13 protein-coding genes are annotated in these 13177 nt (G+C 72.9%); 8 read left to right on the top strand and 5 right to left on the bottom strand.

Annotation, left to right across the window (positions count from 1 at the left end):
• The first annotated feature begins 51 nt into the window (after positions 1 to 51).
• Entirely contained in the window at positions 52 to 450 is a 399-nt protein-coding gene (locus AB0J76_RS23110; RefSeq protein WP_352331214.1) for a hypothetical protein, read from the top strand.
• Between the two features lie 189 nt (positions 451 to 639).
• Here the strand turns inward: AB0J76_RS23110 and AB0J76_RS23105 are convergent, their stop codons facing one another.
• From AB0J76_RS23105 to AB0J76_RS23095, 3 genes are all read right to left on the bottom strand, one after another.
• Complete coding sequence (locus tag AB0J76_RS23105; RefSeq protein ID WP_352331384.1) at positions 640 to 1977, bottom strand: RNA polymerase sigma factor; 1338 nt, start codon at positions 1975 to 1977, stop codon at positions 640 to 642.
• 170 nt (positions 1978 to 2147) lie between these two features.
• Positions 2148 to 2498: a hypothetical protein gene (locus AB0J76_RS23100; protein ID WP_364390399.1), complete on the bottom strand. Its 351-nt coding sequence runs from the start codon at positions 2496 to 2498 to the stop codon at positions 2148 to 2150.
• A 44-nt stretch (positions 2499 to 2542) separates the two neighbouring features.
• On the bottom strand, positions 2543 to 3688 hold the full coding sequence (locus AB0J76_RS23095) for an AMP-binding protein (RefSeq protein WP_352326796.1): 1146 nt from the start codon (positions 3686 to 3688) through the stop codon (positions 2543 to 2545).
• 49 nt (positions 3689 to 3737) lie between these two features.
• Here AB0J76_RS23095 and AB0J76_RS23090 point away from each other — a divergent pair, with 49 nt between their 5' ends.
• Both AB0J76_RS23090 and menD read left to right on the top strand, forming a co-directional pair.
• Positions 3738 to 4664: an o-succinylbenzoate synthase gene (locus tag AB0J76_RS23090; RefSeq protein WP_364390397.1), complete on the top strand. Its 927-nt coding sequence runs from the start codon at positions 3738 to 3740 to the stop codon at positions 4662 to 4664.
• Positions 4661 to 6322: a 2-succinyl-5-enolpyruvyl-6-hydroxy-3-cyclohexene-1-carboxylic-acid synthase gene (gene menD, locus AB0J76_RS23085; protein ID WP_352326798.1), complete on the top strand. Its 1662-nt coding sequence runs from the start codon at positions 4661 to 4663 to the stop codon at positions 6320 to 6322. Before AB0J76_RS23090 ends, menD begins: the two co-directional genes overlap by 4 nt.
• On the opposite strand, the gene AB0J76_RS23080 is transcribed toward menD, so the two are convergent.
• Positions 6312 to 7205, bottom strand: a complete 894-nt coding sequence (locus AB0J76_RS23080) for a 5'-3' exonuclease H3TH domain-containing protein (protein ID WP_352326809.1) — start codon at positions 7203 to 7205, stop codon at positions 6312 to 6314. The two genes, menD and AB0J76_RS23080, sit on opposite strands and share 11 nt — an antisense overlap.
• Before the next feature lie 10 nt (positions 7206 to 7215).
• Entirely contained in the window at positions 7216 to 8460 is a 1245-nt protein-coding gene (locus AB0J76_RS23075; RefSeq protein ID WP_352326799.1) for a SpoIIE family protein phosphatase, read from the bottom strand.
• Between the two features lie 176 nt (positions 8461 to 8636).
• On the opposite strand from AB0J76_RS23075, the gene AB0J76_RS23070 reads away from it, so the two are divergent.
• From AB0J76_RS23070 to AB0J76_RS23050, 5 genes are all read left to right on the top strand, one after another.
• Positions 8637 to 9752, top strand: coding sequence for a Xaa-Pro peptidase family protein (locus AB0J76_RS23070; protein WP_352326800.1), 1116 nt, complete (start codon positions 8637 to 8639; stop codon positions 9750 to 9752).
• Positions 9753 to 9756: 4 nt separating this feature from the next.
• Positions 9757 to 10521, top strand: a complete 765-nt coding sequence (locus AB0J76_RS23065; RefSeq protein ID WP_352326801.1) for a protein phosphatase 2C domain-containing protein — start codon at positions 9757 to 9759, stop codon at positions 10519 to 10521.
• A gap of 394 nt (positions 10522 to 10915) precedes the next feature.
• Entirely contained in the window at positions 10916 to 11782 is an 867-nt protein-coding gene (locus AB0J76_RS23060; protein ID WP_352326802.1) for a terpene synthase family protein, read from the top strand.
• A 248-nt stretch (positions 11783 to 12030) separates the two neighbouring features.
• The gene (locus AB0J76_RS23055; RefSeq protein WP_352326803.1) at positions 12031 to 12624 is read left to right on the top strand and encodes an ATP/GTP-binding protein; all 594 of its coding nucleotides are present in this window, start codon (positions 12031 to 12033) and stop codon (positions 12622 to 12624) included.
• Positions 12625 to 12647: 23 nt separating this feature from the next.
• The gene (locus AB0J76_RS23050; RefSeq protein WP_352326804.1) at positions 12648 to 13133 is read left to right on the top strand and encodes an Lrp/AsnC family transcriptional regulator; all 486 of its coding nucleotides are present in this window, start codon (positions 12648 to 12650) and stop codon (positions 13131 to 13133) included.
• The last annotated feature ends 44 nt before the right edge of the window (positions 13134 to 13177 follow it).

Raw genomic sequence — 13177 nt, 5'->3', positions numbered from 1 at the left:
CGGCGTACCCTTGTGGGTTGAACAGCAAAGACTGCGTGAAGGGCAGGGTCGATGGCGTTTTTCCGTCCGCGGGTGAGCCGGGAGGCCGAGGTTCGCTACCACGCGGACCAGGAGATCTCCAAGGGCTTCCCGCAGCTGCTTGACAAGGCCAGGCAGGCCGAGCAGATCGTGCGCGACCTGCGTGCGGCCGCGGCCGACGAGATCGAGCTGCTGGCCGCGGGCCGGGCGTTCGACGTCGCGCTGACCGAGGCGCTGCGGGCCGCCGAGGCCGGGCAGCGGGCCACGTTCGGCGTGCGCTCGTACGACGACCGCATCGCGCGCCGCAAGGCCAGGGCCACCCCCCGCGGGGCCATGTGGACGGCCGAGGTCGACCGGCTGCGCACGCTGCGCGAGGAGAACCGCATGTGGGGCATCCCGCGCGTGCCCCGGCCGGTGCCCGCCACCGTCTGACCGAAGGAACCCGAAAGCCCCGGCGCCGCGCGCGCCGGGGCTCTTCGTGCGTTCCGGACCCGTCACCGTCAGGTCCTGACGGCCGGGGCTCGCGTTCCGGGCCCGTCACCGCCAGGTCCTGACGGCCGGGGTCCGCGTTGCTGGGCCGTCGCCGTCAGGGGCTGACGGCGGCGGCCGGGGCGGTGCGGGTCAGCTGGCCCAGTCGAGCAGCGGGCGGGTGTTGCTCGGGTGGCGCAGCTTCGACAGCGACTCCTTCTCCAGCTGGCGGATGCGCTCGCGGGTGAGGCCGAGGTGCTTGCCGATCTCGTCCAGCGTGTGCGGCTTGCCGTCCACCAGGCCGAACCGCAGGGCCATGATCTTCGCCTCGCGCGGCGAGAGGTTGTCGAGCACGCCGCGCAGCTGGTCGCCCAGCAGCTGGCGGTCGACGATCTCCGACGCCTCCGGCGAGTCGACGTCCTCGATGAGGTCGCCGATCGTGGTCTCGCCGTCCTCGCCGATGGTCGCGTTCAGCGAGATCGGCTGGCGGCTGGTGCGCAGCAGCTCCTCGATCTGGTCCGGCGTCTTGTCGAGCTCGACGGCCAGCTCCTCGGGCGTGGGCTCGCGGCCCAGCCTCTGGTGCATGTCCCGCTCGATCCGCGACAGCTTGGAGAGCATCTCCAGCACGTGCACGGGCAGCCGGATCGTCCGGGCCGAGTCGGCGAAGCCGCGCTGGATGGCCTGCCGGATCCACCACATGGCGTAGGTGGAGAACTTGAAGCCCTTGGTGTAGTCGAACTTCTCCACGGCCCTGATCAGTCCCAGGTTGCCCTCCTGGACGACGTCCAGCAGGGACATGCCGCGGTCGGTGTACTTCTTGGCCACCGAGACCACCAGGCGCAGGTTGGCCTCCAGCATGTGGTCCTTGGCCTGCCGGCCGTCCTCGATGACCAGGTGCAGGTCGTCGCGCACGGACGGCGGCACGTCGGGGTCGGTCTCCAGCTTGTACTCGGCGTACAGGCCGGCCTCGATCCGGCGGGCCAGCTCGACCTCCTGGGCGGCGGTGAGCAGGGTACGGCGGCCGATCGACTTCAGGTACGTGTGGACCGAGTCGCCCATCACGGACTGGTTGTCGTCCAGGTCCATGGCCTCGTTCTCGATCTCGGCGTCCTCGGCCGTCAGCTCGAGGTCGTCGGGGGCCACGTCCTCCTCGTGCTCCGGCTTGCCGTCCACCGGGTTTTTTGCCTCGGCGGCCGTGCGGCCGGTAGCCTTTGCCCCGGAAGCCTTCCTCGGCTTGGGGGCGCTCTTGCTCGCGGTCTTCTGGGTGGTCTTTCTGGCGGCGGTCTTGGCCAGCGACGGCTCGTTCTCGGCAGCCAGGCTCACACCGGCCTCCGAGAGCTCACGCAGGATCGTGCGGCCTTCAGAGGGGCTGATGCCGGCCTCGGCGAACGCGTCGCGCAGCTCCGCCAGAGAAAGGTGACCCTGGGCTCGCCCTCGTTCAATGAGCTGGTCGAGAGTCGCGGGTGGGGTCGCCACGGCGGTTCTGGGCATGAGGACACCTCCTCCGTACGGAGTCGAAGCGATCAGGCAGGTTGTGGTGGGGCGGTGGTCACTCCGCTCGGCGCACCAGTATCAATAACGCCATCCACCGCTATTTGTTCCCGGAGGGCTGAAAAAGGGGCGGAACGCCCACAGGGTGCGCCACCCCCGGAAGGCGGGAACTACTCCGCCACCTCGAAGCTTCCGGTCCCCTCCGGCATGGGCATCGGCTCGGCCTCTTCCATGCGCTTGTCGGTCCAGTAGTCGATGACCTCGCGCGGATCGGGATTGACCTCCGTGGAGACCACGACGCCCTCGGGGTCGCCGGGCGAGGGCGCCGGGCGGCCGGTCGGCGACGTCTGCTCGGCCGCCGGGTCGGCTGCCTGGTCGACCTGCTGATCGACCACGGCCCGGGTCTCCCTGGCGACGGCGTCGAGCTTGCCCGCCGAGGCGGCCGCCGCGACCGACGCGCCACCGACGACGATCACGCCGACGACCGCCGCGGACGCCCACATCTTGCGGGTCTGGTTCATGAAGGCTCCCTTCCTTCTCCCCGTTATGACGCAGCCGCGCCGCGTCAGGTTCCTGTACGCAGCCGTACGAGATCGGTCTTGCCGTTGGGCAGCAGCGGCAGACGGGGGAGGAGACGCAGGTCGCGGGGCGCGGCGTGGGCGGGCAGCCGGTCGCGGCAGTAGGCGCGCAGCTCGGCCAGCGTGGGCGGCGCGGCGGGGTCGGCCGGCACCACGAACGCCGTGACCGCCTCGCCCCACTCCGGGTCGGGCAGGCCGGCCACGGCGACGTCGGCGACCTCGGGATGCGTGCCGAGCACCGCGCTCACCACGGCGGCCACGACCTTCTCGCCGCCGGTGTTGACGACGTCGTCGGCTCGGCCGAGCACGCGCAGCCGGCCGCCGCTGAGCTCGCCGAGGTCGGAGGTGACGAACCAGTCGCCGTCGAAGCCGGTGCGCCCGGCGAAGCGGTAGCCGGAGAAGAGCACGGGCCCGGCGATCCTGATCAGGCCGTCCTCGCCGATTTTGAGATCTACATCGTAAAGGGGGCGGCCGTCGTAGACGCAGCCGCCGCACGTCTCGCTCATCCCGTACGTGGTGACCACCCGGGCGCCGAGCTCCACGGCCCGCTCGACCAGCCCCGCCCTGGGCGCCGCGCCGCCGAGCAGGATCGTGCGGAACACCGACAGGTCGGCGCCCGTCTCGACCAGCCGGTGGAGCTGCGTCGGCACCAGGGAGACGTGGTGGGCGCCCGAGGACAGCACGGCCCGCACGTCGAAGGAGGGGTGGATGATCGGCTCGCTGCCCGACAGCAGGGCGCGGACCAGCACCTGCAGGCCGGAGACGTGGGAGACGGGCAGGCAGCACAACCACCGGTCGCCCTCGGCGGCCCCGATCCTGCTCAGCGACGCCGACGCCGAGGCGCGCAGGGCGGAGGCCGACAGCTGCACGCCCTTGGGCGCGCCGGTGCTGCCGCTGGTGGCGATGACCACCGCCACGTCGCCCGGGACGCCCTCGCCGCCGGGCCGCGGCTCGCCGCCGGCGTGCGTGGGCCGCAGAGCCTGGAGGACCTGGTGCTCGTGGCCGGGCTGGAGCGGCAGGACGGCCGGGCCGTCGCCGGAGAGGGCGTCGCGGATCGCGGTGAGAAGGCCGGGGCCGGGAGGCTGCACAATGGCATGCAGCGGACGGTCCGGATGCGACGGGTTCCTCCACATGCTCGTAAGGTTAATGGCGACAGGTCGGACACAGGTGCAGGGTAGGGTCGTGACGCGTTCTCCCGTGGTCTTCCGGATTCCGATGCGGACGCGGTTTCGCGGGCAGACCGTCAGGGAGGGCGTGCTGCTGCACGGCCCGGCGGGCTGGGGCGAGTTCTCCCCCTTCCCCGAGTACGGTCCGCGCGAGTGCGCCCGCTGGCTGGCGTGCGCCCGTGAGGCCGCCTTCGACGGGTGGCCCGAGCCGGTGCGCGACCGCGTCCCGGTCAACGCCACCGTCCCGGCGGTCGACGCCGAGCAGGCCCACGAGCTGGTGCGGCGTTCCGGCTGCGGCACGGCGAAGGTCAAGGTGGCCGAGCGCGGCCAGACGTTCGCCGACGACCTGGCGCGGGTGGAGGCGGTGCGTGACGCCCTGGGGCCGTCCGGGCGGCTGAGGGTCGACGTCAACGGCGCCTGGGAGGTCGACGAGGCCGTCACCCGGCTCAAGCGGCTCGACCGGTTCGGCCTGGAGTACGCCGAGCAGCCGTGCGCGACCCTGGAGGAGCTGGCGGCGGTGCGCAGGGCGGTCGACGTGCCGATCGCGGCCGACGAGTCGATCCGGCGTGCCGAGGACCCGCTGCGGGTCAGGGCGGCCGAGGCGGCCGACATCGCGGTGGTCAAGGTGCAGCCGCTGGGCGGGGTGCGCGCCGCGCTGCGGGTGGTGGAGTCGTGCGGGCTGCCCGCCGTGGTCTCCAGCGCCGTGGAGACGTCCGTGGGGCTGGCCGCGGGGGTCGCGCTGGCGGCGGCGCTGCCGTCGCTGCCGTACGCGTGCGGGCTCGGCACGATGTCGTTGCTGGCCGGCGACGTGGTGGAGGACTCGCTGGTGCCCGTGGACGGATGGCTCCCGGTGCGCCGCCCCTCGGTGAATTTTCAGCATTTGTCGGAATTTGAGATTGAATCTCCCCAGTGGCTCGGCCGGATGCAGGAGGCGTCACTTTGAACCCCGCAACCGCGCTGGCCACCGTGCTCGTCGACGAGCTGGTGCGCTGTGGCCTGACCGACGTGGTGCTCGCCCCCGGCTCCCGCTCGGCCCCCCTCGCCCTGGCGCTGCACGCCGAGTCGCGGGTGCGCCTGCACGTGCGCATCGACGAGCGCTCGGCCTCCTTCCTGGCGCTCGGCCTGGCCAAGCGCTCCGAGCGGCCGGTGGCGCTGATCTGCTCCTCCGGCACGGCCGCGGCCAACTTCCATCCGGCGGTGATCGAGGCCGACGAGTCGGGCGTGCCGCTGCTCGTCCTGACCGCCGACCGTCCGCCCGAGCTGCGCGGCACCGGCGCCAACCAGACGATCGACCAGGTCAAGCTGTACGGCACCGCAGTCCGCTGGTTCGCCGAGGTCGGCGTGCCGGAAGACCGTCCCGGCATGGTCGCCTACTGGCGTTCGCTGGCCTGCCGCGCCTACCAGCGGGCCGCAGGGGCGGCCAACCCCGGCCCCGTGCACCTCAACCTGGCCTTCCGGGAGCCGCTGATCCCCGATGGCGACACGAGCTGGTCCGAGCCGCTCGACGGCGGCGCGAACGGCCCCTGGGTGCGGGCCCGCGTCGCGCCCCCGCCCATCGCCCTGCACATCCCGCCCACCAGGCGCGGCGTGCTCGTCGTCGGCGACGGCGCGGCCAACGTCCGGCGTTACGTGGCCGCCGCCGGCATGGCCGGCTGGCCGGTGCTGTCGGAGCCCAACGGCGGCGCCCGCTACGGCGACCACTCCATCTCCAGCTACCACTACCTGCTCGGCACGCCCGAGTTCGCCGACTCCCACCGCCCCGACGTGGTCGTCACGCTGGGCCGGCCGGGGTTGTCGCGGCCGCTGCTGTCGTGGCTGAAGCGCACGGACGAGCACATCGTGGTCGCCCCCGACCTCGACCGCTGGCCCGACCCCACCCGGTCGGCCACCCAGGTAGCGCAGGCCGTGGAGATCCCGGTGGCCTCCGGCGACGACAGCTGGCTGCACGCCTGGCGGCAGGCCGACACGGCCGTCCGGTCGGCCCTCGACGCGGTCCTCGACGTCTCCGGCACCTCCGAGCCGCGCCTGGCCCGCGACCTGGCCGACGCGCTGCCCAACGGCGCGCTGCTGTTCTGCGGCTCCTCGATGCCGATCAGGGACCTCGACCAGTTCATGCGGCCGCGGCGCGGCATCAGGCTGATGGCCAGCCGGGGCGCCTCCGGCATCGACGGGCTGGTGTCCACCGCCATGGGCGCCGCGCTGGCGCACAACGGGCCCTCGTACGCGCTGCTCGGCGACCTGTCATTCCTGCACGACCAGAACGGGCTGATCCTCGGCCCCCGCGAGCCCAGGCCGGACCTGTGCATGGTCGTCGTCAACAACGACGGCGGCGGCATCTTCTCGCTGCTGCCGCAGGCGGCGGTGCGCGACCCGTTCGAGCGGGTCTTCGGCACGCCGCACGGCGTGGACCTGGCCTACGCCGCCGCCGCGAGCGGGACGCCGTACACGCTGCTCGGGGACGTCAGCGAGCTGTCCAAGGCCATGCGCGGCGAGGGGCCGCGGGTGGTGGAGGTGCGCACCGACCGCGAGGAGAACGCCGCTGTGCACGGCCGCCTGCGCGAGGCGGCCCAGGACGCCGTGCGGGAGTTCCTCAGCTCCTGAGCGCCTCCAGCAGGCGGTTGAGCGGGCTGTCGAGGCCGTAGCGGTCGGCCAGGGCCACCAGGGCCTCCGGGTCGCGCGGCTTGTCCGGCAGCGTCAGGTCGGCGGCGGGCAGCGGCGCGTCGGAGGCCACCTGCACCACGGCGGGCGCGGCGTCGAGGTAGTCGCGGGCCGCGGCCAGGCGGTTGCGGCTGCCGGCCGGGAAGCCCTCGGTGACGCCGGAGTCGAGCGCCTCCAGCAGCGCGGCGAGCGAGCCGAACCGGGTGATCAGGGCCGCCGCCGTCTTCTCGCCGACGCCGGGCACGCCGGGCAGGCCGTCGCTGGGGTCGCCGCGCAGGGTGGCGAAGTCGGCGTAGGCGCGGCCGGGGACGCCGTACTTGGCGGTGACGAACGCCTCGTCGACGAACTGCAGGTTGCGGATGCCGCGCGCGGTGTACAGGACGCGGACCGGGCGGGAGTCGTCGACGAGCTGGAACAGGTCGCGGTCGCCGGTGACGATCTCGACGGCGCCCCGCGCCTGGTGGGTGAGGGTGCCGATCACGTCGTCGGCCTCGTAGCCGGGCGACTCGGGACGGGCGATGCCCACGGCGTCGAGGACCTGGTTGATCACGGCGATCTGCGGCACCAGCGCCTCGGGCACCTCCTCGACGTCGCCGTGGGCCACCCGGTGCGCCTTGTAGGTGGGGATCGCCGCCACCCGGAAGGCGGGCCGCCAGTCGGCGTCCATGGTGGCGGCCAGCGCCGCCGGTGAATGCTGACGGACCAGCGTGGCGATCATGTCGATGAGCCCGCGCACCGCGTTGACCGGGGAGCCGTCGGGCGCCTTGACCGACTCGGGCACGCCGTAGAAGGCGCGGAAGTAGAGGGACGGTGTGTCCAGAAGCATGAGCACCCGTCTATGGTCGCACTCCCGCCGCCCTCCCGTCCGGCTCCGGGACGGCGACGGCCAGCAGGCACGCGTCGTCCTCGGGGTTGGGGCCGCCGATGTCGGCCAGGAGGCGGTCGAGCCCGGCTTCTAGATCGTGGGCGGACAGGCCGCCGGCGGCCGCCAGCACCAGCTCAAGGCCGACGTCGATGTCGCGGGTGCGCCGCTCGACCAGCCCGTCGGTGAACATCAGCAGCAGGTCACCGGGGCGCAGCCGGGTGCGGGCCAGCTCGTAGGGCCGCCCGGAGACCGCGCCGAGCAGCACGCCCCCCGGCCTGCCCAGCCGGGCCGCCCGGCCCCCGCGCACCAGGATCGGGTCGAGGTTGCCCGCCTGCCCCCAGGTGAACAGCAGCGTCTCGGGGTCGAGGTGGCCGATGACGGCCGTGGCGGTGGTGTCCTTCAGCTGGTGCAGGACGAGGTCGTTGAGCCACGACAGCAGGCGGTCGGCGGGCCGGCCGGTCATGGTGAGGCCGACGAGGGCGTGGCGCAGGTGGGCCATGTGGGCGATGGCGGGCAGCCCGTGGCCCGACACGTCGCCGATGGCCAGCAGCAGGCGGCCGTCGGGCGTGGTCGCGGCCTCGAACCAGTCGCCGCCCAGACTGGCGGTCTTCTCGGCCGGCACGTAGCGGACGGCGATCCTGGCCCCCGGCAGGTCGAGGCAGCCGGTGGGCGCGGGCAGGATGGCCTCGCGCAGCGCCAGCATCACGTTGCGCTCCTCGGCCGCCTGCTCGCGGGCCTCCAGGAGCTGGCGGCGCGACTCCGACATCATGCGCTCGGCCCTGCGGCGGCCGGTGATGTCCTGGATGACGCCGTGCATGCCGACCGGACCGCCGGGCGACATCAGCGGTTCGAGCACGACGCGCAGATCGCGCAGCTCGCCCGTGCCGCGCCTGACGCGGAACTCGGCGTGCACGGGCTCGACGCCCTCCACCACGTGCCACAGCAGCCGGTCGAGCGCGTCGAGGTCGGCGGGCTCGACCATGGCGGCCAGGTCGGGAAGGGACAGCGGCCCCTCCTCACGGTCTCTTCCGAAGATCGCGTAGACCTGGTCGGACCAGATGGCGGCCCCGGTGCGCAGGTTCCATTCGGCCCAGCCCATGTTGCCCAGCCGCTCGGCGTGGGCCAGCCGGACGGCCAGCAGCTCCGCCCCCGCCCCGCGCGCCCGCCCGTGCGGGGCCTCCCTGACCAGCTCTGCCGCGCCTGCGAAGTCGACCATGGCCTCACTCTCAAAGTGCAGTGGAACTGGACAATTGGTCCCACACTACGTGATCAATGTGGAACGGAGTGTAGTCATGGGCTCCCATGTTGTGAGAAGTTTTCGCGGATTTTAGCCCTCGGCGGACAAGCGGCCTGCTGGAGTGGGGGCGCCGGGCGTCCGAGTAGATTTGGCTCGTGACGTCCTCAGACCTGTATCCCGTGTCCCGTCTTGCCGCCGTGCAGGAGGCCACCGCCAAGGCCGGCCTCGACGCCCTGCTGCTCACCCCCGGGCCCGACCTGCGCTATGTCAGCGGCTATGACGCCAAGCCGCTGGAGCGGCTGACCTGCCTCGTGGTGCCCGCCTCGGGGGAGGCGTACATGATGGTGCCCCGCCTTGAGCTGCCCGCCGCGCAGGCCTCGCCCGCCTCCCGGCTCGGGCTGGAGTTCGTGGCCTGGGACGAGACCGACGACCCCTACAGCATCGCCGCCTCCCGGCTGGGCCGGGTGGCCAAGGTGGGGCTGGCCGACCGCATGTGGGCCATGTCGTCGCTGCGCTTCCGCGACGTGCTGCCGGAGGCCGAGCAGGTGCTGGCCGGCACGGTGCTGCGCGACCTGCGCATGCGCAAGTCGCCGGCCGAGGTGGCCGCCCTGCGCGAGGCCGGCGAGGCCATCGACGCGGTCCACCGGCAGGTGCCCGGCCTGCTGCGCGCCGGCCGCACCGAGCGCGAGGTGGGCCGCGACATCGCCGAGGCGATCCTGGCCGCCGGCCACGCCACGGTCGACTTCGTCATCGTCGCCTCCGGGCCCAACGGCGCCAGCCCCCATCACGACGTCTCCGACCGGGTGATCCAGGCCGGCGAGCCGGTCGTGGTCGACATCGGCGGCCAGCTCCACAACGGCTACTGCTCCGACTCCACCCGCACCTACTGCGTGGGCGAGCCGCCCGCCGAGTTCGCCGCCTACTACGAGGTGCTGCGCCGCGCCCAGGACGCCGCCTGCGCCGCGGTGCGGCCGGGCGTGTCGTGCGAGTCGATCGACGCGGCGGCCCGCGAGGTCATCGCCGAGGCCGGCTACGGCGACTACTTCATCCACCGCACCGGCCACGGCATCGGCATCGAGACGCACGAGGAGCCCTACATCGTCTCGGGCAACGACGAGCCGATGGAGGCCGGGTTCGCCTTCTCCGTCGAGCCTGGCATCTACCTGCCCGGTCGCCACGGCGCCCGCATCGAGGACATCGTCGTCTGCACCGAGACCGGCGGCGAGCGGCTGAACAACACGCCGCGCGAGCTGGTGACCGTCCAGCCGTAACGGCATGTTCACCGAGGTCAGGTACGCCACCCGGCCGGGGTCGGCGCGGCCCAACGAGGACCTGGCGGTGGCCGGGCCCTCGTGGGCGGTCGTGCTCGACGGGGCCACGGCGGCGGCCGGGGCCGGCGGCGGCTGCGCCCACGGGGTCGCCTGGCTGGTCGGGCGGCTCGGCGGGGCGCTGGCCGCGGGGCTGGCCGCCGGCGGGCGCGCGTCGCTGGCCGACATCCTGGCCGAGGCCATCTCCGTCACCATGGGCGCCCATGCGGGCACGTGCGACCTGGGCGACCCCGACTCGCCGTCCACCACCGTGGCCATGGTGCGCCTGGGCGGGGGAGTGGTGGAGTACCTCGTGCTGGGGGACTCCCCGGTGGTGCTCGCGCGGGCCGACGGCGGGGCCGAGGTCATCGGCGACGACCGGGTGGAGCGGCTGCCGGGCGGGCGGCCGTACTCGCCGGAGCTGGTGCGGCGTCTGCGCAACGCCGAGGGCGGGTTCTGGGTGGCCTCCACCCGTCCCGAGGCCGCCGGTCAGGCGGTCAGCGGGGTCGTGGAGGCGTCCGGGCTGCTGGGCGCCGGGCTGTTCACCGACGGGGTGACCCGGCTGGTGGAGTGGTACGGGTGGAGCTGGGAGTCCGTGCTGGCCGAGCTGGCCGGCGGGGGGCCGGGGGCGGTGATCTCGGCCGTACGGGGGCTGGAGGCCGAACGCGGCGCGGTACGCGGCAAACCCCACGACGACGCCACCGCCCTCTGGGCCGCCTTCCCTTCCCCTTGACCTCGCCCCCGCCCGCACCTGAGGGCGGCCCGCACCCATCTGAGGGCCGGCCCGCGGCCATCTGAGCGCCCGCGGCCATCCGAAGGCCCACAGACACCTGAAGGCCCGGCCCACGGCCACCCGAGGCCGCAGCCCACCTGACGACCCACCCCCACCTGATGCCGCCCCCACCCGGCCCTGACCCGCGCGTGACGCGGCTTTGTGGGTGACGCCGCTCCCGACTGACGGCGTCCTTCCGACTGGCCTGTGCCGCCTGGCTGCCGTCGGCTAGCGGAGGTGGGAATGGCTTGATGGGGGTAAGTGATCATGAAAGAATTCTTCGGCAGGTGCATTCGTCCGGCCGGCTGTTGGGGGGGCGTCGCCATGAGCTGTGTACCGTGCGGGTGGCCCTAGGGTGCCCGGCGAGGAGCTCGAGGAGGCGTACCGGCTCGGCCGCACCTGCGCCCTGGCCGCCGAGTGCGGCAGGGACCTGCGGCGTTGCGCCCAGCTGTACGACGGCCTGTTCCCCGGCGCCGCCTTCGACGCCGAGTTCTACCAGACCCTGACCCTCGGCACGGCCTTCAGCGCCCCCTGGGCGGGCGCGGGCGGGCTGAAGGCGGTCAACCGCAGCGCCCTGTGGGTGCTGGCCGTCGGCCGTCTGGTCGACCACACCGCCACCACCCGCGAGCAGGTCGACCGGCTGACGCGCGAGTGCGTGGAGGTCGCCGGCGGCGCGGTGCCGCGGTCGCCGGTCACCCGCTTCCTGGCCGACCTGCGCGACGAGCTGGCCACCGTCGAGGGGTTCGGGCCGGCGCGGCGGCTCTGGCACGACCAGCTCGCCCGGACGCTGGACGGGATGGCCAGGGCCTGGGTGTGGCGGGACACCCGGGCCGCGCCCACGCTGGAGCGCTACCTCGACAACGCCGACAGCCGCGGCTCCTGCTTCGTGGACCTGTCCCACTGGATCTACACCGGCGACGGCTGGACCACCGGCCACCTGGAGGAGCTGCGGACGGTCAGCCGGCAGGTGCAGCGCTACCTGCACCTGCTCGGCGACGTCGCCTCCTACCGCAGGGACCTGAGCTGGGGCGACCTCAACGTGCTGGGGCTCGGGGTCACCGGCGGCGAGGTCACCGCGGCGATGGCCGGCCTGGCCCGCGAGGCGACCGGCCTGATCGAGGCGCTGCGCGGCTGCAGCCCGCGGACCGCCGCCTACCTGGGCCGACGGATCGGCTTCAACGCCGGCTTCACCGGCATTTCGGACCTCGACCCCGTAACCTAACGATCTCGTCGAATAAGCTGACAAGTCTCTTGACCGCCCGTCGCGCGCCAGGCGATTTATGGGACTACCGACGATAAATCGTGACATTTGGTTCGTTGTAAAAGTTTATGTCTTGAGTGGAAAATGTGGCGTTGCTAGGGTGGCTCGATGCCAGGCACGTCGAACGGCCTTCACCACGCGCCTTGACAGATATCACTGACCATGCGCGAAGGCCGGGACGTGCGCGGGACCTGTACGGGCGGTGCTGGATGGAATTCGGTCGCGTCGACCGTTGGCGGCTGCCGACCGCGATCAAGATCTTGATCGCCGGCGGATTCGGCGCGGGCAAGACCACCATGGTCGGCGCCGTCTCCGAGACCCGCCCGCTGCGCACGGAAGAGGCGCTCACCCACGTCGGCACGCACGTCGACGACCTGTCGGGCGTCGAGCGCAAGCTGACCACCACCGTCGCGATGGACTTCGGCCGCATCACCATCCGCGACGACTACATGCTCTACCTGTTCGGCACCCCGGGGCAGGAACGTTTCTGGTTCGTGTGGGACGAGCTGGCCATGGGCGCGCTGGGCGCCGTGGTGCTGGCCGACACCCGCCGCCTGGCCGACTGCTTCCCGGCCGTCGACTACTTCGAGAAGCGCGAGCAGCCGTTCATCATCGCGCTCAACTGCTTCGAGGGCACCCGCCCGTTCACCGTCGGCGAGGTGCGCTCGGCCATCGGGCTGGAACCCGACGTGCCCATCGTGCTGTGCGACGCCCGCCGGCGCGACTCCGGCCGCCAGGTGCTCATCACCCTGGTCGAGCACGCGATGAACCGAGGGGTCGCTCCCGTCGGGACCATGTCGTGACCATCACCGGCTACCTTTGACCGATGGAGGAGATCGACCGCCGGATCGTCACGCTGCTCGCCCACGACGGCCGCATGAGTTTCACCGACCTGGCCAGGGAGACCGGGCTCTCCGTCTCCGCGGTCCACCAGCGCGTACGCCGCCTGGAGAAGCGCGGCGTCGTCCGCGGCTACGCCGCCGTCATCGACCACGACGCGATCGGGCTGTCGCTGACCGCGTTCGTGTCGATCAAGCCGATCGACCCCGCCGCGCCCGACGACGCCCCCGTGCGGCTGGCCCATCTGAGCGCCATCGAGGCCTGCCACAGCGTCGCCGGGGACGAGAGCTACATCCTGAAGGTGCGGGTGGCCTCGCCGGTGGCGCTGGAGGACCTGCTGCAGCAGATCCGCGCCTCGGCCAACGTCTCCACCCGCACCACCGTGGTGCTGAGCACGCCCTACGAGCACCGTGCCCCCGTCGTCGCCCCCGACGTCACGCCCCCCGAGCCCGACCAGAACGCGTCCGCCTGAAAGCCCACCGGATCGCCTTCCCCCGACAGCCCCGACGGGCGCCG

It is taken from the genome of Nonomuraea sp. NPDC049624 (genome assembly GCF_040675255.1).
Lineage (GTDB): Bacteria > Actinomycetota > Actinomycetes > Streptosporangiales > Streptosporangiaceae > Nonomuraea.
This window is presented reverse-complemented; position numbering and strand designations above follow the sequence as displayed.